Source organism: Nonomuraea sp. NPDC049709 (genome assembly GCF_040674815.1).
Lineage (GTDB): Bacteria > Actinomycetota > Actinomycetes > Streptosporangiales > Streptosporangiaceae > Nonomuraea.
The window spans coordinates 1-24785 of record NZ_JBFANM010000104.1 but is presented as its reverse complement, the minus strand read 5'-3'; the positions used below and the strand labels follow the sequence as shown (position 1 = coordinate 24785).

The following is a 24785-nucleotide window of genomic DNA, read 5'->3' as shown; positions in this document are numbered from 1 at the left end:
CGGCCGGACCGATCCACAGGAGGCTCCCATGGCGAAGACCGTGGCAGATGTGATGACTTCCCACCCGGCGACGGTGGAGGCCGACCAGCCGGTGTCCGTCGCGGCGACGCTCATGCGCGACAACGACACCGGGGCGATCATCGTCAACGACAACGGCCGCATCAAGGGCATCGTCACCGACCGTGACATCGCCGTCCGCGTCGTCGCCGACGACCGGGGCCCGGACACGCCGGTACGCGAGGCGTGCAGCCCGTCCGTCGAGGCCGTCGGGCCCGACACCAGCATCGACCAGGCCGTCCAGCTCATGCGTACGCACGCCGTACGCCGCCTGCCGGTGGTCGAGGACGGCCGCGCGGTCGGCGTGGTGAGCCTGGGCGACCTGGCCGTCGAGCGCGACCCGAACTCCGCGCTCGCCGACATTTCCGCCGCCGAGGGCAACCGGTAACGTGGCGGTGTGGTCACAGTCGACGACGTACGACAGTTCGCGCGCACGCTCCCCCGCTCGTCGGAGCACCTCATCCGGGACCGCGTGAAGTTCCGCGTGGGCCAGATCGTCTACGTCGCGTTCTCGCGTGACGAGACGCAGATGGGGTTCGGCTTCCCCAAGGAGGAGCGTGCGGCGCTGGTGGCCGCCGAGCCGGCCAAGTTCCTCCTGCCGGGGGAGTCCGACATGCGCTTCAACTGGGTGGAGGTGCGCACGGCGGCCATCGACGTGGCGGAGATGCGGGAGCTGGTGCTGGAGGCCTGGCGGATGTGCGTGCCCAAGAAGGTGCGCCTGGAGCAGGAGCGCGCCGCCGCCCGCACGACCCTTTAGAACCGCCCGGCCTTTAGAACCGCCCGGCCTTTAGAACCGCCCGGCCTTTAGAACCGCCCGGCCTTTAGAACCGCCCGGCCTTTAGAACCGCCCGGCCCTTAGAGCCGCCCGGCCCTTAGAGCCCGCGGCCCCTTAGAGCCGCGCGGGTCCGGCCTCAGCTCAAGCGGTCGATGCCCAGGGCGCTGATGAGCAGGCGCTCCTTGCGGTTGCCGAGCAGGCGGGCCGTCCAGTCGACGAAGCCGCCGTCGCCCACCTCCGCGCCCTTGCCGTAGATCTTGAAGCAGAGGCCGGTGTAGTAGCCGCGCCCGCCCGGCCGGTCCGGGTCCGGGGTGGCGTCGAGCTCCGCCGCCACCCGTTCGAACCGCTCGTCCAGGACCGTGACCCGGGCCTCGGCGTCGGCGCCTCCGCAGGCGCGGACGGCGGCGGTCAGGACGGCCAGGTGCTCGGCCGCGTGTGTGCGCTCGAAGGCCAGGTCGCCGGTGTCGCGACCGGCGGTGATCACGGCGAACAGGGTGAAGTGGGCGTAGCTGGCGGCGCCTTCGAAGCGCTGGGCGCGCACGACGCGTTGCAGGGCCGCCAGGCGTACCGGCCGGGTGGGGTCGGCGCGGCGGCGCAGCGCCGCCTCCAGGGCGAGGGCGTTGGTGGGGTCGGCGGCGACCTCGCTGTTCCTGATCGTGGAGATCACGTTGTTCTGGTCGACCGGGCCCAGCGCCGAGTGGGTGCCCAGCGGCGCGACCGGGGCCAGGGTGAGCAGCTCGATCTCGTCCGGCAGGGCCGACAGCACCGCGTCCTCGGCCCGCCGCAGCCGCCGGAACGGGACCTGCGCGGGCGCCACGAAACGGTCGTGGCCGTAGCGGCGCAGGACGTCGGCCGGGGAGAGCGCGCGCGAGCGGTGGCGCATCACCTCCAGCAGCAGCGTCGTCAGGTCGGCGCCGGGCAGCCGCCCGGCCAGGACGTCGAAGGTCTCCGGGCCGCCCGCCTGCCTGAGCACCCGGTCAAAAGCATTTGCTCGCTCCGCCATCCTCTACAACTATCAATGATCATGACGGAGCGCGATTGGGTTAAATGGCATGACTTCTACGACCAGCCGGGTTCCTCCCTGGAACGCCGGTTGCGCACGGCCCGCAGGTGGGTGGGGGTGGCGCTCGACGAGGGCGCGTCGCGGGTCGTGAGCCTGTGCGCCGGGCAGGGGCGCGACCTGCTGCCCGTGCTGGCCGGGCATCCCCGGCGCGGGCAGGTGCGGGCGCGGCTCGTCGAGCTCGACGAGCGCAACGCCGCCGCCGCCCGGAGCATCGCCCCGGAGGGGGCCGAGGTGGTGTGCGGGGACGCCGCCGTGGTGCGCGCGTACGAGGGCGCCGTGCCGGCGGACCTCGTGCTCGTCTGCGGGGTGTTCGGGAACATCACCGACGACGACATCCGCCGCACGGTCGCCACGCTGCCCCAGCTCTGCGCGCCCGGGGCGATGGTCATCTGGACCAGGGGGCGGCACGAGCCCGACCTGGTGCCGGTGATCTGCGACTGGTTCGAGGGCGGCGGGTTCGAGCGGGTCGGTGTCGAGGGCACCGACTACGGGGTCGGCGTGCACCGCTACACCGGCCCGCCCGTGCCGCTGGAACCCGGCACGCGGATGTTCGCCTTCGTCGGCCGGTGAGGCTCAGCCGGTGACGCTGCGGTAGAGGTCGCGGGTCAGCGTGGTGGTGCGCTTGACGGAGGAGCTCCATGTGCCGCCGGCCGGGTGCGCGGTCAGCACGGCCATGACGTAGCGGTCGCCCTGGCCGGCCAGCCCGGTCGTGTGCAGCACGGGGCGGCCGTAGTCGGGCACGCCCGAACCGGTGGCCCGCTGCGCGATCCACGAGATCGGCGCGCCCACGGCCCTGGCGTTGCCGCCGCACCGGACCGGCGGCGTCGTGCCGAACCCCGACCAGCCCTGCTTGACCGCCCACGGCCGGGGCACCCCGTCGGGGATGCCGAAGGTCTGGTCGAAGCCGTCGGCCCCGCACGGCGTGGCGCGCCGCAGGTGGCCCAGGATCGTGTCGCGGACCCGGGCGTCGGCCCTGTCGAGCAGGTAGCGGTAGGTGCGCACGATGTCGTAAGCGCTCAGCGAGGTGTAGCCCCAGAACCCCGGCTTGGAGGCGGGCGGCGGGGTGGTGTCGGACAGGCCCAGCCTGCGGGCCTGCCGGACGATGATCTGCCCCTTGCCCAGGCGGTCCCAGAAGGCCGAGGCCGCGTCGTCGTCGCTGGAGCGCAGCATGACCTTCAGCAGCTTGGCGTCGGCCGCCGGCACGCTCTTGCGCCGCTCCAGGTAGTCGATCGCGATGAGGATCTTGACGACGGAGGCCGAGCGGTATTTCCGGTGCGCGTTCTTCGTCGCGACGATCTTGCCGGCCTGCCGGTCGAACACCACCCAGGCCGCCGTCGTCCCGGCCGGGACGCGGGGCGGCCGGGACGCGGCGGTCTCGGCGGCGCGGGCGGGCGTCGCGAGCGTGGCGAGGAGGAGGGGCCCGGTGAGGAGCAGAGGGGCCAGGGGCTTGATTCGCACCCGCCTATAACTACCAGATTCCGGCAGCACACCCTTGACCAGCCAACGAAAACGGGTATAAACACAGAGGAAACCAACACGAAACGGCGGTGAATCAACATCATGTACGCCGAGGAACGGCAGCAGGAGATCCTGCGGAGAGCGCGGGCCGCGGGCCGCGTCGACGTGGTGACGCTGGCCGCCGAGCTCGACGTGACCACCGAGACGATCCGCCGCGACCTGACGTCGCTGGAGCGGGCCGGCGTGCTGCGCCGCGTGCACGGGGGCGCGATCCCCGTGGAGCGGCTGGGGTTCGAGCCCGCGCTGGCCACCCGCGACGAGGTCATGACGGCCGAGAAGGAGCGCATCGCCAAGGCCGCGCTCGCCGAGCTGCCCGAGGACGGCTCGGTGATCATCGACGCGGGCACCACCACCGGCCGCCTGGTCAAGGTGCTGCCGGCCGACCGGGAGCTGACCGTGGTGGTGAACTCTCCGCCGCTGGCCACCGCCCTGGCCGCCCGCGCCAACCTGCACGTGATCATGCTGGGCGGGCGGCTGCGCGGCAAGACCCTGGCCACGGTGGACGACTGGGCACTGCGCCCGCTGGCCTGCCTCAACGTGGACGTGGCGTTCATGGCGACCAACGGCTGCTCGCTGACCCGCGGCCTGACCACGCCCGACCCGGCCGAGGCGGCGATCAAGCGGGCCATGGTCAAGGCCGCGCAGCGCAGCGTGCTGCTGGCCGACCACACGAAGTTCACCAACACCTACCTGGCCACGTTCGCCGAGCTGAGCGAGATCGACGTGGTGATCACCGACACCGGGCTGGACGCGTCGCTGGCCGCCGACCTGGCGGCGGCGGGCCCGGAGGTGATCAGGGCGTGATCCTCACCCTGACCCTGAACCCGAGCCTCGACCGCACGATCGAGATCGCCTCGCTCGACCGGGGCGCGGTCATCCGCGCCGCCGCCGCCCGCCTCGACCCCGGCGGCAAGGGGGTCAACGTCTCGCGCGCGCTGCTGGCCAACTCGGTGGCGAGCAGGGCGGTGGTGCCGTACGGCGGGGACGAGGGCCGGCAGCTCGTCCGCCTGCTGGCCGCCGAGGGGCTCGACATGGTGACCGTGCCCGTCGCCGGCCCGACCCGGTCGAACGTCACGCTCGCCGAGCCCGACGGCACCACCACCAAGATCAACGAGCCCGGCACCGCCCTGTCGCCGGCGGAGCTCGACACGATCGCCGACGCCGTGCTGGCCGCCGCGCACTCCGGCGACCAGGGCGCCGACTGGGTGGTCGCCTCCGGCAGCCTGCCGCCCGAGGTGCCCGCCGACGTCTACGCCCGGCTCTGCCGCAGGTTCGCGGGCGCGGGCATCCACGTGGCGGTCGACACCAGCGGGCCCGCGTTCGCCTGCGCGCTCGGCGCCGCGCCCGCCCTGGTCAAGCCCAACCTCGAGGAGCTATCGGCGGCCACCGGCATGCCGCTGCGCCGCCTGGGCGACGTGGCCGAGGCGGCGGGCAAGCTGCGGGCCGCCGGGGCGCGTACGGTGCTGGCCAGCCTGGGCGCCGACGGCGCCGTGCTCGTCGAGGAGGGCGGCAGCTGGTACGGCGAGGCCCCCGTGACCGAGCCGCGCAGCTCCGTCGGCGCCGGCGACGCCATGCTGGCGGGCTTCCTGGCCGGGGGCGGCCGCGGACCCGAGGCCCTGGCGCGCGCGCTGGCCTGGGGCGCCGCGGCGGTGAGCCTGCCCGGCAGCCGCATGCCCGGCCCCGCCGACATCTGCCTGGACTCCGTCACCATCCGCCCGCCCGACCCCGAACGCCCCCTCTCCTCCCCCCTGCCCACCGGCTGATCTACTGCTCGTCCCCCCAAAGGAGCAAGTCCATGGCCGACACGTACACTCCCCCGGTCACCGGAACCGGGGTCAAGGCCACCATCCAGCGCATCGGCGGCCATCTGGCCGGCATGATCATGCCGAACATCGGCGCGTTCATCGCCTGGGGCCTGATCACCGCCCTGTTCATCCCGACCGGCTGGCTGCCCAACGAGACGCTCGCGAAGATGGTCGGCCCGATCATCTCGACCCTGCTGCCGGTCCTCATCGCCTATACCGGCGGCCGGATGGTGCACGGGCAGCGCGGGGCGGTCGTCGGCGCGGTGGCGGTGATGGGCGTCGTGGTGGGCACGGAAGCTCCGATGTTCCTCGGCGCCATGATCATCGGCCCGCTCACCGCCCTGATCCTGAAATATGTCGACAGGTTCACGGAGCAGCGGACCAAGGCCGGGTTCGAGATGCTGGTGGACAACTTCTCCGCCGGCATCGTGGGCGCCGCCATGGCCGTGGTCGGCTTCCTGGGCATCGGCCCGGTCGTGCAGTCCGTCACCACGGCGGCCGGCAACGCGGTCGAGTGGCTGATCGTCAACAACCTGCTGCCGATCGCCTCCGTGCTCATCGAGCCGGCCAAGGTGCTGTTCCTGAACAACGCCATCAACCACGGCGTGCTGAGCCCGCTGGGCGTCGCCGAGGCCGCCGAGCAGGGCAAGTCGATCCTGTTCATGCTGGAGTCGAACCCCGGGCCCGGGCTGGGGCTGCTGCTGGCGTACCTGCTGTTCGGGCCGCGCGCGATGCGGCCGAGCACGCCCGCCGCGATGATCATCCACTTCTTCGGCGGCATCCACGAGATCTACTTCCCGTACGTGCTGATGAAGCCCCGCCTGATCCTGGCCGTCATCGCGGGCGGCGCGGCCGGCGTGTTCACGTTCATGGTCACGGGGGCCGGCCTGGTCGCCACCCCGTCGCCCGGCAGCATCTTCGCCTACCTCGCGGTCACCCCCAAGGGCGGCTGGCTCGGCTCCAGCCTGGGGATCCTCGTGGCGACGGGCGTGTCGTTCGCCGTCGCCGCCATCCTGCTCGGCTTCGGCAGGGGCGAGAAGGCCGAGCCCACCGCGGAGCCCACCGAGGAGCCCACCGAAACCCCAGAAACCGCTTCCAAGGAAGGCTGAGCCATGCCCGGCATCGACAGCAAGGACATCCGCAAGATCATCGTGGCGTGCGACGCGGGCATGGGCAGCAGCGTGATGCTCGCCTCCACGCTCAAGAAGCAGCTCAAGGAGACCGGCGTGACCGTGGAGCACACCCCGGTCAACTCCATCCCCGACGACGCCGACGTGGTCGTGTGCCACTCGGGCCTGGCGGCCCGGGCCCGGGCCGCCGCGCCGGGGAAGGTGCTGGTGTCGTTCCAGATCTTCCTGGGCGACCCGGCGGTGACCCGGCTGGTGAACACGATCAAGAACGGCGGCACGGTCGATGCGTGAGGGTCTGCTCGACCCGCGGGCCGTGCTGCTGCACGAGAGCGCCCCCGACCGCGCCGCGGCCATCCGCCGGTGCGGGCGGGCGCTGGTCGACGTGGGTGCGGTCGCGAAGCCGTACATCGAGGCGATGCTCGAACGCGAGCGGACGATCTCCACCTACGTCGGCGAGGGCGTGGCCATCCCGCACGGGACGGCGGCCTCCAAGGAGGACGTCAAGCGTGACGCCATCTGCGTGGTGCGCTTCCCCGGGGGTATCGACTGGGACGGCGAGCCGGTCACCCTGTGCGTCGGCATCGCCGCCAAGGACGACGGTCACGTGCCGTTGCTGGCGGCGCTGGCCGAGATCTTGCTCGACCCGGACCGGGCGCGAGCGCTGCGCGAGGCCACCGAGGTCTCCCAAGTGGTACAGGAGCTCACATGAAGGTCGCCCGATTCCACGCCCCAGGCGACATCAGGATCGAGGACGCGCCCGAGCCGGTGGCCGGGCCGGGCGAGCTGAAGATCCGCGTACGCAACTGCTCGACCTGCGGCACCGACGCCAAGATCTTCAAGTTCGGCCATCACCACATCGTGCCGCCGCGCGTGATGGGCCACGAGATCGCCGGCGAGGTCGTGGACACCGGCGCGCGGGTGCAGGTGATCGCCGCCATCCCGTGCGGCGCCTGCGCCGAGTGCCGCCGGGGCCGCCAGACCGTGTGCCCGAACCAGGAGTCGATGGGCTACCACTACGACGGCGGCTTCGCCGAGTACATGGTCGTGCCGGCGAAGGTGCTCGCCGTGGACGGCGTCAACGCCATCCCCGACGGCGTCGGCTTCGCGGAGGCGTCGGTGGCCGAGCCGCTGGCGTGCGTGCTGAACGGCCAGACGCTGGCGCGGGTGGGCCCCGGCGACGACGTGGTGGTGATGGGCGCGGGCCCGATCGGCTGCCTGCACGTACGCCTGGCGCGGGCACGCGGGGCGGCCCGGGTCTTCCTCGTGGACGTCAACGCGCAGCGCCTGGCGATGGCCGCCGAGCTGGTGAACCCCGACGCGGCCATCGACTCCGACCCCGTGGAGCAGGTGCTCAAGCTGACCGGCGGCCGGGGCGCCGACGTGGTGATCACGGCGGCGGCCTCGGGCGCGGCGCAGGAACAGGCGGTGCGCATGGCCGCCCGGCAGGGCCGGATCAGCTTCTTCGGCGGGCTGCCCAAGGACGACCCGGTCATCGCCCTCGACTCGAATCTCGTGCACTACCGCGAGCTGACCGTCGTCGGCGCCAACGGCTCCAGCCCCGCCCACAACGCGCAGGCGCTTCGGCTCGTGGCCGAGGGGGCCGTCGTGGTGTCCGACCTGATCACGCACCGGCTGCCACTGCCCCGGGCGCTGGACGGGATCGACCTCGTCAGCCGGGGTACGGCCATCAAGGTCACGATCGAACCCTAGGAGATGGTGATGGCTCAGCGAACGGTGACCGTGGCCTCGGCCAGCGGCCTGCACGCCCGTCCCGCCAAGCTGTTCGTGCAGGCGGCGGCGAAGGCGGCGGTGCCGGTGACGATCCGGGCCGGCGACAAGGCCGTGCCCGCCAGGAGCATGCTGGGGGTGCTGTCGCTGGGGGCGGTGCGAGGCACGGAGGTCACGCTGGAGGCGGACGGGCCGGGCGCGGAAGAGGCGCTGGACGCGCTGGCGGCGCTGCTGTCGCGCGACCTGGACGCGGAGGAGGCCCTCGATGGCTGACCCGGGCGCGGGCCCCTGGAGGGGGACGGCCGGGCGGCTCACCGGGCTGGGGGTCAGCCAGGGGCGGGCCGCCGGGCCGCTGATCCGGATGGCCGGACCTCCCGCGCTGCCCGCGCCGCGCGGCGTCACCGACCCCGGCGCGGAGGCGGCCGCGATCGGCAAGGCGCTGGAGGCCGTGGCCGCCGATCTCAACCGGCGCGCCGCCGGCACGGAGGGCGAGGCGGCGGAGATCCTCGAGGCCCTCGCCATGATCGCCGACGACCCGATGCTGCGCGAGGACGCCGAGGCGCAGGCCCGTGAGGGCCTGGACGCCGCGCACGCCCTGGACGCCGCCTTCGGCCGGCACCGCGAGGCGCTGGCGGCGCTCGGCGGCTACCTGGCCGAGCGGGCCGCCGACCTGGACGACCTCAGGCACCGGGCGGTGGCGTTCGCGCTCGACCTGCCCATGCCCGGCCTGCCCGCCCCCGGGCACCCCTACGTGCTGGTCGCCGAGGACCTCTCCCCCGCCGACACCGCGGGCCTCGGGCCGGACGTCCTGGCGCTGGTCACCGAGCGCGGCGGCCCCACCAGCCACACCGCGATCCTGGCGCGCGCCAGGGGCCTGCCCGCCGTGGTGGCGTGCGCTGGCGCCCTGGCCGTGCCCGACGGCACCGTGATCGGCGTGGACGGCGGCACCGGCGAGATCGCGGTCGGCCTCACCGCGCAGGAGGCGGCGAAGGTCGCCGAGGAGGGCCGAGCCCGCGCGGTGCGGCTGGCGGCCAGCGAGGGGCCGGGCAGGACCGCCGACGGGCACCCGGTCAAGCTGCTGCACAACGTCGGCTCGGCGGCGGACCTGCGGCCGGGCGCGGAGGGGGTGGGCCTGTTCAGGACGGAGTTCCTGTTCCTGGACCGCAAGCTGGCGCCGTCGTACGAGGAGCAGGTCAGCGCGTACGCGGAGGTGTTCGGCCAGGCCGGGCACGTGATCGTGCGCACCCTCGACGCGGGCACCGACAAGCCGCTGCCCTTCCTCGGCCTCCCCGAGGAGCAGAACCCCGCCCTGGGCGTACGCGGCCTGCGCGTGGACCGGCTGCTGCCGGAGGTGCTGGACACCCAGCTCGACGCGATAGCGGCGGCGGCGCGGCAGACGGGCACGCGGCCGTGGGTGATGGCGCCGATGGTCACCACCTTGGCGGAGGCGAGCAGCTTCGCCCGCCGCGCCCGGGCCAGGGGCATCACCCAGGCCGGCGTGATGGTCGAGGTCCCGGCGGCGGCCCTGCACGCGGCGCGGCTGCTGCAGGAGGTCGACTTCCTCAGCATCGGCACCAACGACCTGGCCCAGTACACCTTCGCCGCCGACCGCCAGCACTCCGCCCTGGCCGACCTCCTGGACCCGAGCCAGCCGGCGCTGCTGGAGCTGATCGCCATGTGCGCGCGGGCCGGCCGGGAGGCGGGCAAGCCGGTGGGCGTGTGCGGCGAGGCGGCGGGCGACCCGCTGCTGGCCCCCCTGCTGGTGGGCCTGGGCGTGACCAGCCTGTCCATGGCTCCCGTGTGCGTGCCGCTCGTCCGCGAGGCGCTGGCCCGGCTCACCCTGGAGGAGTGCCGCGAGCGCGCCCGCGCGGCCCTGGAGTGACCGTCAGGCGACCGGCTCGGGGTTGTGCGCGCTGAGCCGGAGCCGGTCGCCCTCGACGTCCACCGTCACCTTGCCGCCCTCGCTCACCTCGCCGGTCAGCAACATCGCCGACAGCCGGTTGTCCAGCTCGCGCTGCACCGTGCGGCGCAGCGGCCGGGCCCCGAACTCGGGCTGGTAGCCGCGCCCGGCCAGCCAGTCCTTGGCCGCGTCCGTGACCTCCAGCGCCACGTCCTGCCCGCGCAGGCGCTGCCGGGTGCGGTCCAGCAGCAGGTCCACGATCTGGCGGAGCTGGTCGCGCTCCAGCCGCTTGAAGACGATCGTCTCGTCGATGCGATTGAGCAGCTCCGGCCGCAGCGAGTGCCGCAGCAGGTCCATCAGGCGGTCCTCGAGCTGCCCGGCGTCGCCGGTGGCCTCCAGGATCAGCTCCGCGCCGAGATTGCTGGTCATGATGACGATCGTGTTCGTGAAGTCCACGGTGCGGCCCTGGCCGTCGGTCAGGCGGCCGTCGTCGAGCATCTGCAGCAGGATGTTCATGACGTCGGGGTGGGCCTTCTCGATCTCGTCGAGCAGGATCACGCCGTGCGGGCGGCGGCGTACGGCCTCGGTGAGCTGGCCCGCCTCCTCGTAGCCGACATATCCGGGCGGCGCCCCGATGAGGCGCGAGACCGTGTGCCGCTCCTGGAACTCGCTCATGTCGATGCGCACCATGTGGTCCTCGCCCCCGAACAGGGCCGCCGCCAGGGCCCTGGCCAGCTCCGTCTTGCCGACGCCCGTCGGGCCGAGGAACAGGAAGCTGCCGATCGGGCGGTTCGGGTCCGACAGGCCGGCCCTGGCCCTGCGTACGGCCTCGGCGATGGCGGTGACGGCCTCGTCCTGGCCGATGACGCGCTCGTGCAGGTGCTCCTCCAGGCGCATCAGCCGGTCGCGCTCCTGCTCGGTGAGCTGGGTGACCGGGATGCCAGTGCGGCGGGAGACGACCTGGGCGATGTCCTCGACCATGACCTGCGGGACGGTGTCCGCGCCGTGCCTGGCCCGCTCCAGCTCCGGCCGGAGCTTGTCGATCTGCGCGGCCAGCTCCTTGGCCCGGTCGAAGTCGTCGGCGGAGACGGCCTGGTCCTTGTCGCGGCGCAGCCCGTCGAGGCGCTCCTCCAGCTCGCGCACGTCGCTGCCGGGCGTGCGCGAGCGCAGCCGCACCCGGGCCGCGGACTGGTCCATGAGGTCGATGGCCTTGTCGGGCAGGAAGCGGTCGGAGATGTAGCGGGCCGACAGGTTGGCCGCCGCGTCGAGGGCCTCGTCGGTGATGCGGACCTGGTGGTGGGCCTCGTACGTGTCCCGCAGCCCGGCCAGGATCTCGACCGTCTGCTCCACGCTCGGCTCGGCGACCAGGATCGGCTGGAAGCGGCGTTCGAGGGCGGCGTCCTTCTCGATGTTCTTGCGGTACTCGTCGATGGTCGTGGCGGCGATGACGTGCAGCTCGCCGCGGGCCAGGGCGGGCTTGAGGATGTTCGCGGCGTCCATGCCGCCCTCGGCCGAGCCGGCGCCGACCAGCGTGTGCACCTCGTCGATGAAGACGATGACCTCGTCGGCGTGCGCGCGTACCTCGTCGATGACCTTCTTGATGCGCTCTTCGAACTCGCCCCGGTACTTCGACCCGGCCACCATCCCGGTCAGGTCGAGGCCGATGACGCGGCGGTCCTTGAGCGTGTCGGGGACGCTGCCGTTCACGATGCGCTGGGCGATGCCCTCCACGATCGCGGTCTTGCCGACGCCCGGCTCGCCGATGAGGCACGGGTTGTTCTTGGTGCGGCGCGAGAGCACCTCGATGGACTGCTCGATCTCGTCCTCGCGGCCGACGACCGGGTCGATGCGGCCCTGCCTGGCCTCCTCGGTGAGGTCGCGGCCGTACTCGTCGAGCGAGGGCGTGTCCGTCCGCCGCTGCCCGTCGCCGGTCCTGCCCGCACCGGACATGAGGGCCTGCTGCAACTCGTTCGCCGAGACGCCCTGCTCCTGCAGGAGGCGGGCGGCGACGGAGTCGGGGTTGGCGGCCAGCGCGAGGAGGAGGTGCTCCGGGCCGATGTACGACGACTGCAGGGCGCGGGAGATGCGCTGGGCGTCGAGGACGGCGCGCTTGGCCGCCGGGGAGAGCGTCGTGGGCGGCTCGGTGGCCTCGCCGGGGCCGGCCACCGCGTCGATGCGGTCGCGCAGCCGCCCGGCGTCCGCCCCGGCCGTGCGCAGCAGGTTACCGATGGCGTCGTCGTCGAGCAGCGCGTCGAGCAGGTCGAGCACGTCCAGGTCGGGCGCGCCGCGCTGGCCGGCGGCCTCCAGCGCCCGGCTCAGCGCCTCCCTGGCCGAGGCACTGAGCAGCCGGCCCACGTCCACCCGCTGGACGCCGGGCCGGGACGGCGGCCAGCCTTCCATCCCGCCGAACACCCGGCCCGTGAGCTCCTCGAACCCCCTGAACGGATCCCCGCCGAAGAACGACCTGAACGGCATTTCCGACATCGCATGTCCCCCTCGCGCTCAGGGGGACATCTAGCCGCGAGCACCGCAAACCATAGCCAGGAATCGGCAAAGCATCCGGTCCCGGGCCGGCGTCGATGGTTCGGTCATGGGCGGCGGCGCAGGGCCGCCTCCGACAGCTCGGGGGGCTGCCAGCCCGCGTCGGCCGGGTTGAGCGTGACGCCGGGCGGGACGATCTCGTCGATGCGGTCGAGCACGTCGTCGCTCAGCCGCACCTCCGCGGCGCTGAGCTGGCTCTCCAGGTGCTCCATGGTGCGCGGCCCGATGATGGCCGAGGTGACCGCCCGGTGCCTGATCGTGAACGCCAGCGACAGCTCGATCAGCGTGATCCCGGCCTCCTCCGCCAGGACGGCCAGCTGCTCGACCGCGTCCAGCTTGCGCTGGTTGCCTTCGAGCGCCATGTCGTAGCGCTGCGGCAGGTTGGCCGCGCGGCGCGTCTGGGGCAGGTCCTGGCCCTTGCGGTAGCGGCCGGTGAGCCAGCCGCCGGCGAGCGGGCTCCACACGATGACGCCCATGCCGTACTTCTCGGCCACGGGCAGCACGTCGGCCTCGATGCCGCGCACGAGCGGCGAGTAGGGAGGCTGCTCGCACACGAACCGCTCCAGCGCGCGCCGCTCCGACGCCCACTGCGCCTCGACGATGCGGTGGGCGGGGAAGGTGGAGCTGCCGATGTAGCGGACCTTGCCCTGCCGGACGAGGTCGGTCAGCGCGCCGAGGGTCTCGTCGATGTCGGTGCCGGGGTCGGGACGGTGGATCTGGTAGAGGTCGATCCAGTCGGTGCCGAGGCGGCGCAGGCTGTTCTCGACGGCCTGGAAGATCCAGCGGCGGGAGTTGCCCCGCTGGTTGGGGCCCTCGCCCATGACGCCGTGGCACTTAGTGGCCAGCACCACGTCGTCGCGCTTGCCCGACTTGGCCAGCGCCTGGCCGACGAACTCCTCCGACTGGCCCTGGGAGTAGACGTCGGCGGTGTCGATGAAGTTGACGCCCGAGTCGAGCGCCCGGTCGATGATCCGGGCCGACTCCTCCGGGTCGGACTCGCCCCACCACCCGAACATCATCGCGCCGAGGCACAGGGGGCTGACTTTGAGACCGGTACGTCCGAGTACGCGATATTCCGTCACGGCTCTCACTCTGTCGCAACGAGATCGATGACGGGAGTGTCACCGGAGACGAGTTCCAGCGTCCGGTGGGCGGTGCCGGGGTTGTCCAGCAGCGCGACGATGACGGCGGCCACGTCGTCGCGCGGCACCGCGCCCCTCGGGACCTCCGGGGCCAGCCGCACCAGGCCGGTGCCGGGCTCGTCGGTGAGGCGTCCCGGGCGCAGGATCGTCCAGGCCAGGTCGCGGGCGCGCAGGTCGTCCTCGGCCTCGGTCTTGGCCTTGATGTAGGCGGCCCACACCTCGTCGCTGCCGGGTGCGGGCGGCTTGCCGGCGCCCATGGACGAGATCTGGATGAACCGCCGCACGCCCGCTCGTTCCGCCGCCTCGGCCAGCAGCACGGAGGCGCCCCGGTCGACGGTGTCCTTGCGCGGCACGCCGCTGCCGGGGCCGGCGCCGGCCGCGAACACGACCGCGTCGGCGCCCTCGACGACGCGTACGACGTCGTCCAGGCTCGCCTTCTCCAGGTCGCACACCACGGCCTCGGCCCCCGTGGCCTCGACGTCGGCGACGTGCGCCGGGTTGCGCACCAGCCCGACCGCGCCCGATTTGAGCCGGGCGGCCAGCCGCAGCGCGATCTTCCCGTGTCCACCCGCGATGATGATCCGCATGTCGCCATGGTGTCATGGACGCATGTACGACTTCCCGGAGGCGCCCACGCCCGCGTTCCTGTTCGACCTGGACGGCACGCTGATCGACAGCGTCTACCAGCACGTGGTGGCGTGGCGGCAGGCGCTGGCCGGGATGGGCATCGACCTGTCGGTGTGGCGCATCCACCGCCGCATCGGCATGAGCGGCGGGCTGTTCGTCAGCGCGCTGCTGCGCGAGACCGGGCTCAAGCTGACCCGGGAGCAGATCGAGGAGCTGCAGACCACGCACATGGAGTGGTACGAGCGGCAGGCCGAATCGGTCCGGCCGCTGCCGGGGGCGGCGGAGCTGCTGGCGGAGCTGACCGCGCGCGGCGTGCCGTGGGCCATCGCCACCAGCGGCTACGCCCGCACGGCCCGGCTCGCCCTGGGCCTGCTGGGCCTGCCGGACGACACGCCGATGGTCACCCGCGACCTGGTGCGCCGGGCCAAGCCGGATCCCGACCTGTTCCTCGCCGGTGCCGCGTTGGTGCGGGTGGACCCGGCGCACGCCATGGTGGTGGGCGACAGCGTCTGGGACCTGCTGGCCGCCCGCCGGGCCGGCGCGCTGGGCATCGGGCTGCTGTCCGGAGGGTACGGGAGGGACGAGCTCGAGCGCGCGGGCGCCTTCAGGGTCTACGCCGATCCGGCCGACATGCTGGACCGGCTCGACGAACTCGGCGTACGGCAGAGTGATTGACCTGGCGACTGAGGTGGGAATATCCCACCGAACCTCCGAGCTGGACCATGCGTATTCCCCGAAGAGGAGCTGAGATGGACTTGGCAGACATCGGCGTCACCGGTCTGGCGACCATGGGGCGCAACCTGGCCAGGAACCTGGCAAGGCACGGCTACGCGGTGGCCGTGCACAACCGCTCGTACGGCCGTACGCAGCAGTTGGTGAAGGAGTTCGGCGGGGAGGGCACGTTCGTGCCGTCCGAGGACCTCGCCGGCTTCGTCGCCTCGCTGAAGCGGCCACGGCGGGCGATCATCATGGTGAAGGCGGGGGCGGGCACCGACGCGGTGATCGACCAGCTCGCCGACCTGATGGAGCCGGGCGACATGATCGTCGACGGCGGCAACGCCCACTTCGAGGACACGCGGCGGCGCGAGGCCGCGCTGCGCGAGCGGGGCCTGCACTTCGTCGGCACCGGCATCTCCGGTGGCGAGGAGGGCGCCCTGAACGGCCCGAGCATCATGCCGGGCGGGTCGAAGGAGTCGTGGGAGGCGCTCGGCCCGATCCTGCAGGACATCGCGGCCAAGGTGGACGGTGTGCCCTGTTCGGTGCACGTCGGCCCGGACGGGGCCGGGCATTTCGTGAAGATGGTGCACAACGGCATCGAATATTCGGACATGCAGCTCATCGCGGAGTCCTACGACCTGCTGCGGCAGGCCCTGGGCGCGACCCCGGCCGAGCTGGCCGAGGTGTTCCGGGAGTGGAACCGCGGCGAGCTCGACTCCTACCTGATCGAGATCACCGCCGAGGTGCTCGACCAGGTGGACGCCGAGACGGGCAAGCCGTTCGTGGACGTCGTGGTGGACCAGGCCGAGCAGAAGGGCACCGGCCGCTGGACCGTGCAGAGCGCGCTCGACCTGGGCGTGCCGGTGACGGGCATCGCGGAGGCGACGTTCGCCCGCGCCCTGTCCGGCCACCCGGAGCAGCGGGCCGCGGCGGCGCGGCTGAGCGGGCCGAAGCTGTCCGGGGTCGGCGGGCGCGAGCTGGTGGAGGACGTACGCCAGGCCCTGTACGCCTCCAAGATCGTGGCCTACGCCCAGGGCTTCGACCAGATGGCGGCGGCCTCGAAGGAATACGGCTGGGATCTCGAGCTGGGCGCGATGGCGACCATCTGGCGGGGCGGGTGCATCATCCGGGCCAAGTTCCTCGACCGGATCCGCACCGCGTACGACGCGAACCCGGCGCTCCCGACGCTGCTGGCCGACCCGACGTTCGCGGCCGCCCTGGACGCGGCGCAGGAGTCGTGGCGGCGGGTGGTGACCACGGCCGTGCAGATCGGCGTGCCGACGCCCGGGTTCTCCTCGGCCCTGGCCTACTATGACGGGCTGCGCCGGGACCGGCTTCCGGCGGCGCTGGTGCAGGGGCTGCGCGACTTCTTCGGCGCGCACACCTACCACCGGGTGGACAAGGAGGGCGCCTTCCACACCGACTGGTCCGGCGACCGCGCGGAGCGCCCGGCGTAGCCCTCGTCCCCAGCTCGTCAGCGGGCGGCGCCGGTCTTGTCCTCGGTCGCCCCCAGCTCGTCAGCGGGCGGCGCCATCTTGTCTTCGGGCGGCGCCGGCTCGTCAGCGGGCGGCGCCGGCCTGTCCGCGCGGGGGGCCGCCCATCGCCACCGCGTTGGCGACCGCCGTCACCACGCAGAAGCCGATCGGCCCGGCGGTGTCGTGCACGGTCACCTGGCCTGTCGCGACGCCGCCGGCGCCGACGTGCCCGGTCGACTCCACGCCGACGAGCTCGCCCTCCGGCAGCCGGGCCAGCGTGAGCGTGTAGTCGGCGTTGATGAAGCGCAGCCCGTCGGCCTGGGCGTTGCTGAGCGGGCTGGCGAAGTCGGCGGCCAGCGCGACCCGCACGAACGGGCTCAGCGGCTCGTCGTCCACCAGCGGGTACTTCTCCCGCATCCACACCCGGCCCGGCCCCGGCGCGCCCCACTCCGTCACCCGCCACAGGTCGAACGGCGGCGTCCACCCGCCCCCTTCCACCGGCGGGCCGGAGGGCGCCGGCTCGTCCCAGGCGGGCGTGACGATCGACCGCTCCCCCTCGGGCTGCTCGCCCTGCCGCAGCAGCACGGCACTCGCCCGCGCGATCACCCCCTGGTCGGTGGAGATGGTGGCGTCGGCCACCCGGATCCTGCGTCCGTCGCGGACCAGGGCCGTCTCCACGGTGACGGGCAGCATCGGGCTGTTGCGGAACAGGTCGACCGTCAGCCGGGCGAAGTGCAGGCCGGGCTCGGCATGGCGCTCCTCCAGGGCCCGGGCGGCCAGCCCGCCGAGCAGGCGGCCGTGCAACATGTCGGGGGACCAGGGGCCGCGGGCGTGCGGGGCGGGGACGAGCTCGTCCCTCTTTCGGGTGAAAAACGCTGACGTCGACGACACAGAATCAGATTCTAGAGGAGAGCAGGCGGCGGCCGAGCGCGCGCAGGTGCTCCTTCAGCTCGACCGGCTCGATCACCTGGAAGTCGACGTCGAGAAAGGCCACGACGACGGCCATGAGGTGCAGGTCGTCGCCGCGCAGGGTGAGCAGGCAACGGTCGTCGCCGACGGGTGCGAGCGTCCCGGAGGTGCGCCCGGCGAACCGCTCGGCCGGGCCGTGCAGCAGGAAGCGGGCCTCCATCGGCCACATCTCGTGGGCCAGGCGGTTCTGCACCCAGGCGGCCACGTCGGGCCCGGGCGGCTCGCGGGGGGTGAAGCGGGGGCCGTTGGGGGTGCGCAGGCGGATCCGGTCGGCGCGGTAGGTGCGCCAGTCGCCGCGATCGGCGTCCCAGCCCACCAGGTACCAGCGGTTTCCCCGGCTGACGAGGCTGTGCGGCTCGGCCCTCCTGAGCGCGGGCTCGCCCTGGTGGCCGGTGTAGTCGAAGCGGAGCTGCTCGTGGTCGCGGCAGGCGGCGGTGATGCGGGTAAGCACGTCGGAGTCCACGGTGGGGCCGCCGTGGTCGATCCGTACGGTGTGGGTCTGCAGCGCGTTCACCCGGTGGCGCAGGCGGGCGGGCAGGACCTGTTCGAGCTTGGCCAGCGCGCGCAGGGAGGTCTCCTCGATGCCGGTCACCGTGCCGTTCGCGGCCGTACGCAACCCGACCGCCACCGCCACTGCCTCCTCGTCGTCGAGCAGCAGCGGCGGCAGCTCCGCGCCCGCGCCGAGCCGGTAGCCGCCCGCCACCCCGGGCGTGGAGTGGACCGGGTAGCCGAGGCTGCGCAGCCGTTCGACGTCGCGGCGCACCGTCCTGGGGGCCACCCCGAGCCGGTCCGCCAGGTCGGCGCTGGACCAGTCGCGCCGGGCCTGCAGGAGGGACAGCAGGCGCAGCAGTCTCGCTGAGGTGTCGAGCACGTCTCCCATTGTGTCCCGATATTGGCCGCAATAGTGCCTAGCTTGGCGGCATGGACGAATTCGTCATCGACATATCCCAGGACCGGCTCGACGATCTGCGGGAGCGGCTGGCCAGGACGCGCTGGCCGGACGCGATCGACGGGGCCGGCTGGTCGTACGGGGTGCCGCCGGAGGCGGTGCGGGAGCTGGCGGCGTACTGGCTGGACGGCTACTCCTGGCGGGCGCACGAGGCCCGGCTGAACGAGCTGCCGCAGTACACGACCGAGATCGACGGGCAACCGGTGCACTTCGCGCACGTCCGCTCGGACCGTCCCGGCGCGCTGCCGCTGCTGCTGACGCACGGGTGGCCCAGCTCGTTCGCAGACTTCGCGCGCGTGGCCGGGCCGCTCAGCCGGGACTTCCACCTGGTCGTCCCCTCCATCCCGGGCTTCGCCTTCTCCGGCCCCACCCGCACGCCGGGCTGGGGGGTGCGGCGGATCGCCGCCACGTGGGTCACGCTGATGGACCGGCTCGGGTACGACCGGTTCGGCGTGCAGGGCGGCGACTTCGGCTCGCTGATCTCGGCCGCGGTGGGCCGGGCCGCCCCCGGCCGGGTGGCCGGGGTGCACCTGAACGCCTCCGTCACCGCCTTCCCCACCGACGACCTGTCCGGGCTGACGGAGGAGCGGGCGCGGGCCTCCGGGGTGGAGGAGTGGCAGGAGGTCTCCGGGTACGCCGTCATTCAGGGCACCCGGCCGCAGACCCTCGCGTACGCCCTGGTGGACTCGCCGGCCGGGCAGCTCGCCTGTAACCTGGACGCGTTCGCCTCCTGGGGCCAGGACATCGGCGGCCTCTCCCCCGACGACATCCTGACCAACGTGGCCATCTACTGGTTCACCGGCACGGCGGGCTCGGCCGGCCGCCTGTACAAGGAGAGCGCCCCCGACTGGGCCCCGCCCGCCGAGCCCGACCCCACGCCGACCGGCTTCGCGATCTTCCCCGGCGACACGACCGTGCGGCGGTACGCCGACCGGGTTCACCACGTGGTGCACTGGTCGGAGTTCCCGAGGGGCGGCCACTACGCCGCCCTCCAGGCCCCCGACCTGCTCGTGACCGACATCCGGGCGTTCTTCTCCGCCCTCTGACCGGCGGTCATGAGGCAGAAGGGGTGGCCTCCGGGGTCGACGAGCACGGTCCAGTCGTCACCGCCCGGCTGGACGTCCGGCACGGTGGCGCCGAGCCCCGCGAGCTCCTTCGCGGCGGCCTCGACATCAGGGACGGCGAACTCCAGGTGCACGTGCTTGCCGTCGCTCGGCCAGCCCGGGCCCTGGTAGCCGTCGATCCGCTGGAAGGAGACGGGGACGGGGCCGCCTTCAAGGGTCAGGAAATCGGCGCCGACGTCCCCGAGGCGGGCGGCCTCGTCTCGCTGGCCGGGCTCCTGGGCGTGTCGCCGTTCCAGCTGAGCCACGCCTTCACCCGCGAGCTGGGCGTCTCCCTGACCCGGACGATCCGCCGCCACGTCGGCCACACCCCCGCCGCCCTGGGCCGCCTGCTCACTGCCCGGAATACGTGACCGAGTGGATTTCCACCGACCCACCGCCGTAAGCTCCCCCAATGCGTGATCTAGGTGAGGACCCCCGCCCGGCCCGGGGCGCCGTCCGCGAGATCCATTCCCTCCACGGCCCCGCCACCCTGGCCTACTCCCCCGACCTCGACGGCCTGGCCGACCCCGGCGAGATCGTCTGGGCGTGGGTCCCGTACGAGGAGGACCCGTCCCGGGGCAAGGACCGGCCGTTGCTGATCGTGGGCCGCACGGGGCGCAGGCTCCTGGGCATGATGCTCTCCAGCAGGGGCGAGGACGGGCCCGACTGGCTGGAGCTGGGCGCGTGGGGGCGTGACGGGCGGGTGTCGTACGTACGCCTGGACCGGGTGTTCGTGCTGGACGAGGACGACATCAGGCGCGAGGGCGCGGTGCTGGACGGCGATCGCTTCGCCCGGGTCGCGGCCCGCCTCATGAAGACCCACGGCTGGGGCGCCGGCTAACGGCCACTCGAACGCGAGGAACGATCGCACCGGCGATCCGGAACAGGGAAGGGAGCGACCATGAGGTTCTCACCGACCGCGAGAGCCTTCGTCGCGGGGATGCTGGTCGCCAACAGCGCACCGCACCTCGCCACGGCCGTCACCGGTCACCGGCACCTCACGCCGGTGGCCGGCAAGACGTCCGGGCCGGGGGTGAACCTGGTGTGGGGGCTGGCCAATCTTGCCGGTGGGCTGGCGCTGGTGCGTTCGTCGGCACGGGCGGGGAAACCGGGCGATGCCTGGGACGGGCGGCTGGTCGCGTTCGAGGGGGGTTGCCTGGTCTTCGCGGCGTGGATGGCCGCCAGCGAGCGGTTCTTCCCGATGAATCACGAATGATCGCCGGAACGCCGTCGTCTTGGGCTCGCGGAGGACGGTCCGCGGCCGGTGGAGGAGAGCAGGCTCCTCCACCGGTCAACGCCATCTCCGTGAAGCGTCCCGGTGTCAGGTTCTCCTGGTCGGCGGCACCCCTCTACCGGAGACTTCTCGCCTCCGGGCGGAGCCGGGCGGCGGCGCGCAGGGCCGGCCACAGCAGCAGGGCGAGCAGGCCGACCAGGACGTACTCGACCGCCGCACCCGAGGTCGTGCTCAACGAGCAGGCCGCCGAGCTGGCCCGCCGGTTCTTCGCCCCGCTGGCCCGGCACCTGTCGGCGGCGATCGACGCGTTCACGCCGGAGGAACGGCAGGTCGTCGGGCGGTTCCTGGAGAGCGGGATCAAGGCCACGGCGGCGGCACGGCTGGAGGCGCACGACGGCTCAGCACACGACAGATGAGCGCACGACGGCTCAGCGCACGGCGGATGAGCGCACGGCGGATGAGCGCACGGCGGGGTCCAAGGCAGGGTCCCGGGCGGGCCGCGTCGGGTGGTCAGTCCGGGAGGACGGCCGCCAGTTCCGGGATGCGGGCGCGGTAGCCGTCGAGCAGCCGCCGCGCCGTCGTCACCGAGTCCACCAGCGGATGCAGCGCGAACGCCGCCACCGCCAGCCGCGACGACCCCGTCAACGCGGCCTCGATGACCGTCTGCTCGACCGCCTTGACCTGCTGCGCCAGGCCCAGGAAGGAGCCCGGCAGCGGGCGGGTGGCCAGGGGCCGTACGCCGGAGCCGTCGACGGCGCACGGGATCTCCACGACCGCCTCCTCGGGCAGCCCGGGCACCGCGGCCCCGTTGCGGACGTTGAGGATCATGGTGGCCGGCTCCCCGCGCGCGATGGCGGCCATGAGCGCGAGCGCGATCCCCTCGTACCCACCCGCCTCCAGATCGGCGGCGTCGCGCTCGCCCGCGTCGGTGGCGCCGCGCGCCTCCGCCATGTACGTCGCGTCCCGCTCCCGGCGCGCCCGCCGCCACTCGGCCAGCGCGTCGCCGGGCCGGGCGGCCACGGCGGCGTAGAACCGGTCCTGCTGCTCCAGCAGCGCCTCCCCGCGGGTACGCCCCGAGCTCACCGCGACGACCTCCCGCGCGAAGTAGTAGTAGTAAAGGTACTCGTTCGGCAGCGCCCCCAGCGTCCGCACCCAGTCGGCGCCGAGCAGCCGGGCCTCCTCGACCTGCCGCAGCGCCGCGTCGTCGGCGAGCAGGCGGGGCAGCACGTCACGCCCCTCGTAGGAGAGACCGCGCAGCCAGCCGAGATGGTTGAGCCCCACGTAGTCGGGCGCCACGCGTGCCGGGTCGAGCCCGAGGGCGGCGGCGGCCCGCCGGATCAGCCCGATCGGCGAGTCGCAGATGCCGATCACGCGGTCGCCGAGCACCCGCCGCATGGCCTCGGTGATCATCCCGGCCGGGTTGGTGAAGTTGATGACCCACGCCCGGGGTGCGAGTGCGGCCACCCGCTCCGCCACGCGCACCGCGACCGGCACGGTACGCAGGCCGAACGCGATGCCCCCCGGCCCGGTCGTCTCCTGGCCGACGAGGCCGAGGTCCAGCGCCACCCGCTCGTCGGCGGTGCGGCCGGCCAGCCCGCCGACGCGGACGGCCGAGAAGACGAACGCCGCGTCGCGCAGCGCGGCGTCGAGGTCGGTCGTGGTGCGTACGCGGGGCGGGTCGTCGTGCCCGGCGGCCAGCCCGCGCAGCACGTGCGAGATGGCCTCCAGCCGCTCAGGCGACACGTCGTACAGCACCACCTCCTCCACCCGGGGCTTGGCGGAGTCGCGCAGCAGCGCGCCGTACACGAGCGGGACCCGGAAGCCCCCGCCGCCGAGAACGGCCAGTCTCATCGTCGTCCCTTCACGCGAGCAGCACCTCGGCGCCCGCGGCGGCGCAGGCGCGCAGCGCCGCCGCGTCGGCGCCCTCGTTCGTGACGATCACGTCGACGTCCTCGGGCCCGCACACCCGCAGGGCGCCGGTGCCGGGGAACTTGTGCCGGTCCACCAGCAGCACCACCTGCCCGGCCGCCGCGATCATGGCGCGCTTCAGCGGCACCTCGGCGAGCGTGGTGTCCACGAGCTGCCCGTCGGGGCGTACGCCGCTGGCCCCCAGGAACACCCGGTCGGCCACCACCTGGCTCAGCGCGGCCTCGGTCAGCACCCCGACCAGCGAGTGGTACGGCCGGCGCACCATGCCGCCGAGCAGCAGCAGCTCGACCTGCGGATCGGAGCGCAGCACGTCGAGGACGGCGAGGCTGGAGGTCACCACGGTGACGCGGCGCCCGCGCAGCCGGCGGGCCAGCCGCATCGTGGTCGTCCCGATGTCGAGCAGCACCACGTCCCCGTCGCCGACGAGCTCGGCGGCGCGCGCGGCCACGGCCTCCTTGTCCTGCTCGTCGGTGACCGCCACCTCGGCGAAGGGCCGGTCGGCGTCGGCGTCGGCACCGTTCAGGGCGCCGGCCAAGGCGCCGCCGCGGACGCGGCGCAGCGTGCCGTCGCGGTCGAGCACTTCGAGGTCCCTGCGGATGGTGGACGGGCTCACGCCGAGCTGGCTGGCGAGATCGCGCACGCTGGTGGCGCCTGAGGTGCGGACGCGGCGCATGATCTCGGCATGCCGGAGGCGCTGGAGCACGGCGGGAGTCTATCAGTCAAAATCGCGCAGAAGTAAGCATCTTGCGTCAAACGATCACGCGAAACACTTGAAGTGTGCGAGTAAACGTGCAAGATTGCGCACATCTCGGTGTGTCGAGGAGGACCTATTCCCGTGTCTGTCCAGGCGTACGACCCTCTCGCCGGTGAGCGGACCCCGGAGGGACCGCAATTCGACGTCTTCCTGGCCGGAACTGTCTTCCTGGACATCATCTTCACGGGCCTGCCCGCGATGCCCGCGGCGGGCACGGAGATCTGGGCCGAGGGCATGGGCTCGTGCCCGGGAGGCATCGCCAACCTGGCCATCGCCACCAGCCGGCTGGGCCTGCGCACGTCGCTGGCTGCCGCGTTCGGCGACGACGACTACGGCGACTTCTGCTGGCGCACGCTGGAGGAGCAGGAGTCGGTGGACCTGTCCAGATCGCGGCGCTTCGAGCACTGGCACTCCCCCGTGACCGTCTCCATGGCGGTCGACCGGGACCGCAGCATGGTCACCCACGGGCACCCGTCGCCCATGCCGGCCGCCGAGATGATCGGCACGCCGCCCCGCTCCCGCGCGGTGATCGTGACGCTGTCGGCGGAGGAGCCGCTCGGCAAGCCCGGCGGCGCGTGCAACTGGGCCGAGCTGGCCCACCGCGACGGCGCGCTCATCTTCGCGGACGTGGGCTGGGACCCCTCGGGCGTCTGGTCGCGCACGCTGCTGGACCAGCTCGGCGTCTGCCACGCGTTCATGCCGAACGCGACCGAGGCCATGGCCTACACCCGCACCGAGACGCCGCGCGACGCGCTGTACGCGATCGCCGACAAGGTGCCGCTGGCCGTGGTGACCGACGGGGCCAACGGCGCCATGGCGATCGACTCCGACACGGGCGAGGAGGCGTTCGTGCCGGCGCCGAGGGTGACGGCCCTCGACCCGACGGGCGCGGGCGACGTCTTCGGCGCGGGCATCGTGCTCGGCACGCTGTGCCGCTGGCCGCTGAACGACCGGCTGGCGTTCGCCGGGGTGTGCGCGGCGCTGGCGGTGCAGCAGTTCGGCGGCTCGCTGGCCGCGCCCGGCTGGGGCGACATCGCCGACTGGTGGCACGAGGTGCGCGCGGCGGCCGATCACAGCGGCGCGTACGGCAGCTCGCTGGCCCGCCGCTACGCCTTCCTCGACCGGCTGGTGCCCTCGGACCCGGTGGGCGCGGTGCGCCGCGCGGTCGCCACCATCGCCCGGCACGCCGACGTGGGCATGCCGCCCCCCGCCACGGGCAGGCAGCCGGACCAGACCCCGCCCCGGTCCGCGGGCGAGCCCCCCCCCCCCCCCCGGGGGGAAAAACCCCCCCCCCCCCCCCCGCGGTTGCGCCCCGCCCGCCCCCGGGGCGGGGCGCAGTATTGGGGGCCCAAAAAACCACGCCCCCGGG

At 73.3% G+C, this 24785-nt stretch carries 28 protein-coding genes; 18 read left to right on the top strand and 10 right to left on the bottom strand.

Features of this window, described 5'->3' with window-relative positions:
- Nucleotides 1-28 precede the first annotated feature (28 nt).
- Nucleotides 29-445, top strand: coding sequence for a CBS domain-containing protein (locus AB0J69_RS54650; protein ID WP_364135795.1), 417 nt, complete (start codon nt 29-31; stop codon nt 443-445).
- 9 nt (nt 446-454) lie between these two features.
- Complete coding sequence (locus AB0J69_RS54645; RefSeq protein WP_364135793.1) at nt 455-814, top strand: MmcQ/YjbR family DNA-binding protein; 360 nt, start codon at nt 455-457, stop codon at nt 812-814.
- A gap of 154 nt (nt 815-968) precedes the next feature.
- On the opposite strand, the gene AB0J69_RS54640 is transcribed toward AB0J69_RS54645, so the two are convergent.
- Complete coding sequence (locus tag AB0J69_RS54640) at nt 969-1835, bottom strand: hypothetical protein (RefSeq protein WP_364135791.1); 867 nt, start codon at nt 1833-1835, stop codon at nt 969-971.
- A gap of 21 nt (nt 1836-1856) precedes the next feature.
- Between AB0J69_RS54640 and AB0J69_RS54635 the strand changes: the two genes are divergently transcribed.
- The gene (locus AB0J69_RS54635) at nt 1857-2465 is read left to right on the top strand and encodes a class I SAM-dependent methyltransferase (protein ID WP_364135788.1); all 609 of its coding nucleotides are present in this window, start codon (nt 1857-1859) and stop codon (nt 2463-2465) included.
- Between the two features lie 3 nt (nt 2466-2468).
- On the opposite strand, the gene AB0J69_RS54630 is transcribed toward AB0J69_RS54635, so the two are convergent.
- Nucleotides 2469-3353, bottom strand: a complete 885-nt coding sequence (locus tag AB0J69_RS54630) for a hypothetical protein (RefSeq protein ID WP_364135786.1) — start codon at nt 3351-3353, stop codon at nt 2469-2471.
- A gap of 102 nt (nt 3354-3455) precedes the next feature.
- On the opposite strand from AB0J69_RS54630, the gene AB0J69_RS54625 reads away from it, so the two are divergent.
- Genes AB0J69_RS54625 through ptsP form a run of 8 tightly spaced genes read left to right on the top strand, consistent with a single transcriptional unit; the run spans nt 3456 to nt 9958 of the window.
- Nucleotides 3456-4217 carry a DeoR/GlpR family DNA-binding transcription regulator gene (locus AB0J69_RS54625; protein WP_364135784.1) on the top strand — a complete coding sequence of 254 codons (762 nt, stop codon included), beginning with the start codon at nt 3456-3458 and terminating at the stop codon, nt 4215-4217.
- Nucleotides 4214-5176 (top strand): 1-phosphofructokinase, encoded by a 963-nt coding sequence (gene pfkB / locus AB0J69_RS54620; RefSeq protein WP_364135781.1) that lies wholly within the window; start codon nt 4214-4216, stop codon nt 5174-5176. The genes AB0J69_RS54625 and pfkB overlap by 4 nt, the downstream gene beginning before the upstream one ends.
- 32 nt (nt 5177-5208) lie before the next feature.
- The gene (locus AB0J69_RS54615; RefSeq protein ID WP_364135779.1) at nt 5209-6327 is read left to right on the top strand and encodes a PTS mannitol transporter subunit IICB; all 1119 of its coding nucleotides are present in this window, start codon (nt 5209-5211) and stop codon (nt 6325-6327) included.
- 3 nt (nt 6328-6330) lie between these two features.
- The gene (locus tag AB0J69_RS54610; protein ID WP_364135776.1) at nt 6331-6639 is read left to right on the top strand and encodes a PTS lactose transporter subunit IIB; all 309 of its coding nucleotides are present in this window, start codon (nt 6331-6333) and stop codon (nt 6637-6639) included.
- Nucleotides 6632-7057, top strand: a complete 426-nt coding sequence (locus AB0J69_RS54605) for a PTS sugar transporter subunit IIA (protein ID WP_364135774.1) — start codon at nt 6632-6634, stop codon at nt 7055-7057. Before AB0J69_RS54610 ends, AB0J69_RS54605 begins: the two co-directional genes overlap by 8 nt.
- A complete protein-coding gene (locus tag AB0J69_RS54600) occupies nt 7054-8058 on the top strand; it encodes a zinc-dependent dehydrogenase (RefSeq protein ID WP_364135771.1) in 1005 nt (334 codons plus the stop codon). The genes AB0J69_RS54605 and AB0J69_RS54600 overlap by 4 nt, the downstream gene beginning before the upstream one ends.
- Nucleotides 8059-8067: 9 nt before the next feature.
- Nucleotides 8068-8349, top strand: coding sequence for an HPr family phosphocarrier protein (locus tag AB0J69_RS54595; protein ID WP_364135770.1), 282 nt, complete (start codon nt 8068-8070; stop codon nt 8347-8349).
- A complete protein-coding gene (gene ptsP / locus AB0J69_RS54590) occupies nt 8342-9958 on the top strand; it encodes a phosphoenolpyruvate--protein phosphotransferase (RefSeq protein WP_364135767.1) in 1617 nt (538 codons plus the stop codon). The genes AB0J69_RS54595 and ptsP overlap by 8 nt, the downstream gene beginning before the upstream one ends.
- 3 nt (nt 9959-9961) lie before the next feature.
- On the opposite strand, the gene AB0J69_RS54585 is transcribed toward ptsP, so the two are convergent.
- The 3 genes from AB0J69_RS54585 to AB0J69_RS54575 all read right to left on the bottom strand — a co-directional run bounded on the left by AB0J69_RS54585 (nt 9962) and on the right by AB0J69_RS54575 (nt 14246).
- Entirely contained in the window at nt 9962-12460 is a 2499-nt protein-coding gene (locus tag AB0J69_RS54585) for an ATP-dependent Clp protease ATP-binding subunit (protein ID WP_364135764.1), read from the bottom strand.
- A 104-nt stretch (nt 12461-12564) separates the two neighbouring features.
- Entirely contained in the window at nt 12565-13599 is a 1035-nt protein-coding gene (locus AB0J69_RS54580; protein WP_364135761.1) for an aldo/keto reductase, read from the bottom strand.
- A 5-nt stretch (nt 13600-13604) separates the two neighbouring features.
- Complete coding sequence (locus tag AB0J69_RS54575) at nt 13605-14246, bottom strand: SDR family oxidoreductase (protein ID WP_364135759.1); 642 nt, start codon at nt 14244-14246, stop codon at nt 13605-13607.
- 22 nt (nt 14247-14268) lie between these two features.
- Here AB0J69_RS54575 and AB0J69_RS54570 point away from each other — a divergent pair, with 22 nt between their 5' ends.
- Nucleotides 14269-14961 (top strand): HAD family hydrolase, encoded by a 693-nt coding sequence (locus tag AB0J69_RS54570; RefSeq protein WP_364135756.1) that lies wholly within the window; start codon nt 14269-14271, stop codon nt 14959-14961.
- A 74-nt stretch (nt 14962-15035) separates the two neighbouring features.
- Nucleotides 15036-16460, top strand: a complete 1425-nt coding sequence (gndA, locus tag AB0J69_RS54565) for an NADP-dependent phosphogluconate dehydrogenase (RefSeq protein WP_364135753.1) — start codon at nt 15036-15038, stop codon at nt 16458-16460.
- A gap of 102 nt (nt 16461-16562) precedes the next feature.
- On the opposite strand, the gene AB0J69_RS54560 is transcribed toward gndA, so the two are convergent.
- Both AB0J69_RS54560 and AB0J69_RS54555 read right to left on the bottom strand, forming a co-directional pair.
- Nucleotides 16563-17369 carry a thioesterase family protein gene (locus AB0J69_RS54560; protein WP_364135751.1) on the bottom strand — a complete coding sequence of 269 codons (807 nt, stop codon included), beginning with the start codon at nt 17367-17369 and terminating at the stop codon, nt 16563-16565.
- 4 nt (nt 17370-17373) lie between these two features.
- On the bottom strand, nt 17374-18318 hold the full coding sequence (locus tag AB0J69_RS54555) for a YafY family protein (RefSeq protein WP_364135748.1): 945 nt from the start codon (nt 18316-18318) through the stop codon (nt 17374-17376).
- 50 nt (nt 18319-18368) lie between these two features.
- Here AB0J69_RS54555 and AB0J69_RS54550 point away from each other — a divergent pair, with 50 nt between their 5' ends.
- Nucleotides 18369-19442: an epoxide hydrolase family protein gene (locus AB0J69_RS54550; protein WP_364135747.1), complete on the top strand. Its 1074-nt coding sequence runs from the start codon at nt 18369-18371 to the stop codon at nt 19440-19442.
- Here the strand turns inward: AB0J69_RS54550 and AB0J69_RS54545 are convergent.
- Entirely contained in the window at nt 19376-19765 is a 390-nt protein-coding gene (locus tag AB0J69_RS54545) for a VOC family protein (protein WP_364135744.1), read from the bottom strand. The genes AB0J69_RS54550 and AB0J69_RS54545 overlap by 67 nt on opposite strands.
- A gap of 146 nt (nt 19766-19911) precedes the next feature.
- Here AB0J69_RS54545 and AB0J69_RS54540 point away from each other — a divergent pair, with 146 nt between their 5' ends.
- The 3 genes from AB0J69_RS54540 (at nt 19912) to AB0J69_RS54530 (ending at nt 21149) form a co-directional block, all read left to right on the top strand.
- Entirely contained in the window at nt 19912-20340 is a 429-nt protein-coding gene (locus AB0J69_RS54540) for a type II toxin-antitoxin system PemK/MazF family toxin (protein WP_364135741.1), read from the top strand.
- A 60-nt stretch (nt 20341-20400) separates the two neighbouring features.
- A complete protein-coding gene (locus AB0J69_RS54535) occupies nt 20401-20715 on the top strand; it encodes a hypothetical protein (RefSeq protein ID WP_364135738.1) in 315 nt (104 codons plus the stop codon).
- An 89-nt stretch (nt 20716-20804) separates the two neighbouring features.
- On the top strand, nt 20805-21149 hold the full coding sequence (locus tag AB0J69_RS54530) for a hypothetical protein (protein ID WP_364135735.1): 345 nt from the start codon (nt 20805-20807) through the stop codon (nt 21147-21149).
- Nucleotides 21150-21243: 94 nt separating this feature from the next.
- On the opposite strand, the gene AB0J69_RS54525 is transcribed toward AB0J69_RS54530, so the two are convergent.
- Both AB0J69_RS54525 and AB0J69_RS54520 read right to left on the bottom strand, forming a co-directional pair.
- On the bottom strand, nt 21244-22584 hold the full coding sequence (locus tag AB0J69_RS54525; RefSeq protein WP_364135732.1) for a 6-phospho-beta-glucosidase: 1341 nt from the start codon (nt 22582-22584) through the stop codon (nt 21244-21246).
- Nucleotides 22585-22594: 10 nt separating this feature from the next.
- Nucleotides 22595-23365 carry a DeoR/GlpR family DNA-binding transcription regulator gene (locus AB0J69_RS54520; protein ID WP_364135730.1) on the bottom strand — a complete coding sequence of 257 codons (771 nt, stop codon included), beginning with the start codon at nt 23363-23365 and terminating at the stop codon, nt 22595-22597.
- Nucleotides 23366-23497: 132 nt separating this feature from the next.
- Between AB0J69_RS54520 and AB0J69_RS54515 the strand changes: the two genes are divergently transcribed.
- Nucleotides 23498-24785, top strand: a 1288-nt coding sequence (locus AB0J69_RS54515) for a carbohydrate kinase family protein (RefSeq protein WP_364135727.1), incomplete at its 3' end; no start/stop codon positions are given.

What these genes read in the sequence shown, in the direction of transcription:
- AB0J69_RS54650 (WP_364135795.1), top strand. Translation starts at nt 29, where the DNA reads ATGGCGAAGACCGTGGCAGATGTGATGACTTCCCACCCGGCGACGGTG.
- AB0J69_RS54640 (WP_364135791.1), bottom strand. Translation starts at nt 1,835, where the DNA reads ATGGCGGAGCGAGCAAATGCTTTTGACCGGGTGCTCAGGCAGGCGGGC.
- AB0J69_RS54635 (WP_364135788.1), top strand. Translation starts at nt 1,857, where the DNA reads ATGACGGAGCGCGATTGGGTTAAATGGCATGACTTCTACGACCAGCCG.
- AB0J69_RS54625 (WP_364135784.1), top strand. Translation starts at nt 3,456, where the DNA reads ATGTACGCCGAGGAACGGCAGCAGGAGATCCTGCGGAGAGCGCGGGCC.
- AB0J69_RS54615 (WP_364135779.1), top strand. Translation starts at nt 5,209, where the DNA reads ATGGCCGACACGTACACTCCCCCGGTCACCGGAACCGGGGTCAAGGCC.
- AB0J69_RS54610 (WP_364135776.1), top strand. Translation starts at nt 6,331, where the DNA reads ATGCCCGGCATCGACAGCAAGGACATCCGCAAGATCATCGTGGCGTGC.
- AB0J69_RS54605 (WP_364135774.1), top strand. Translation starts at nt 6,632, where the DNA reads ATGCGTGAGGGTCTGCTCGACCCGCGGGCCGTGCTGCTGCACGAGAGC.
- AB0J69_RS54600 (WP_364135771.1), top strand. Translation starts at nt 7,054, where the DNA reads ATGAAGGTCGCCCGATTCCACGCCCCAGGCGACATCAGGATCGAGGAC.
- AB0J69_RS54595 (WP_364135770.1), top strand. Translation starts at nt 8,068, where the DNA reads ATGGCTCAGCGAACGGTGACCGTGGCCTCGGCCAGCGGCCTGCACGCC.
- ptsP (WP_364135767.1), top strand. Translation starts at nt 8,342, where the DNA reads ATGGCTGACCCGGGCGCGGGCCCCTGGAGGGGGACGGCCGGGCGGCTC.
- AB0J69_RS54585 (WP_364135764.1), bottom strand. Translation starts at nt 12,460, where the DNA reads ATGTCGGAAATGCCGTTCAGGTCGTTCTTCGGCGGGGATCCGTTCAGG.
- AB0J69_RS54575 (WP_364135759.1), bottom strand. Translation starts at nt 14,246, where the DNA reads ATGCGGATCATCATCGCGGGTGGACACGGGAAGATCGCGCTGCGGCTG.
- AB0J69_RS54570 (WP_364135756.1), top strand. Translation starts at nt 14,269, where the DNA reads ATGTACGACTTCCCGGAGGCGCCCACGCCCGCGTTCCTGTTCGACCTG.
- gndA (WP_364135753.1), top strand. Translation starts at nt 15,036, where the DNA reads ATGGACTTGGCAGACATCGGCGTCACCGGTCTGGCGACCATGGGGCGC.
- AB0J69_RS54550 (WP_364135747.1), top strand. Translation starts at nt 18,369, where the DNA reads ATGGACGAATTCGTCATCGACATATCCCAGGACCGGCTCGACGATCTG.
- AB0J69_RS54540 (WP_364135741.1), top strand. Translation starts at nt 19,912, where the DNA reads ATGCGTGATCTAGGTGAGGACCCCCGCCCGGCCCGGGGCGCCGTCCGC.
- AB0J69_RS54535 (WP_364135738.1), top strand. Translation starts at nt 20,401, where the DNA reads ATGAGGTTCTCACCGACCGCGAGAGCCTTCGTCGCGGGGATGCTGGTC.
- AB0J69_RS54525 (WP_364135732.1), bottom strand. Translation starts at nt 22,584, where the DNA reads ATGAGACTGGCCGTTCTCGGCGGCGGGGGCTTCCGGGTCCCGCTCGTG.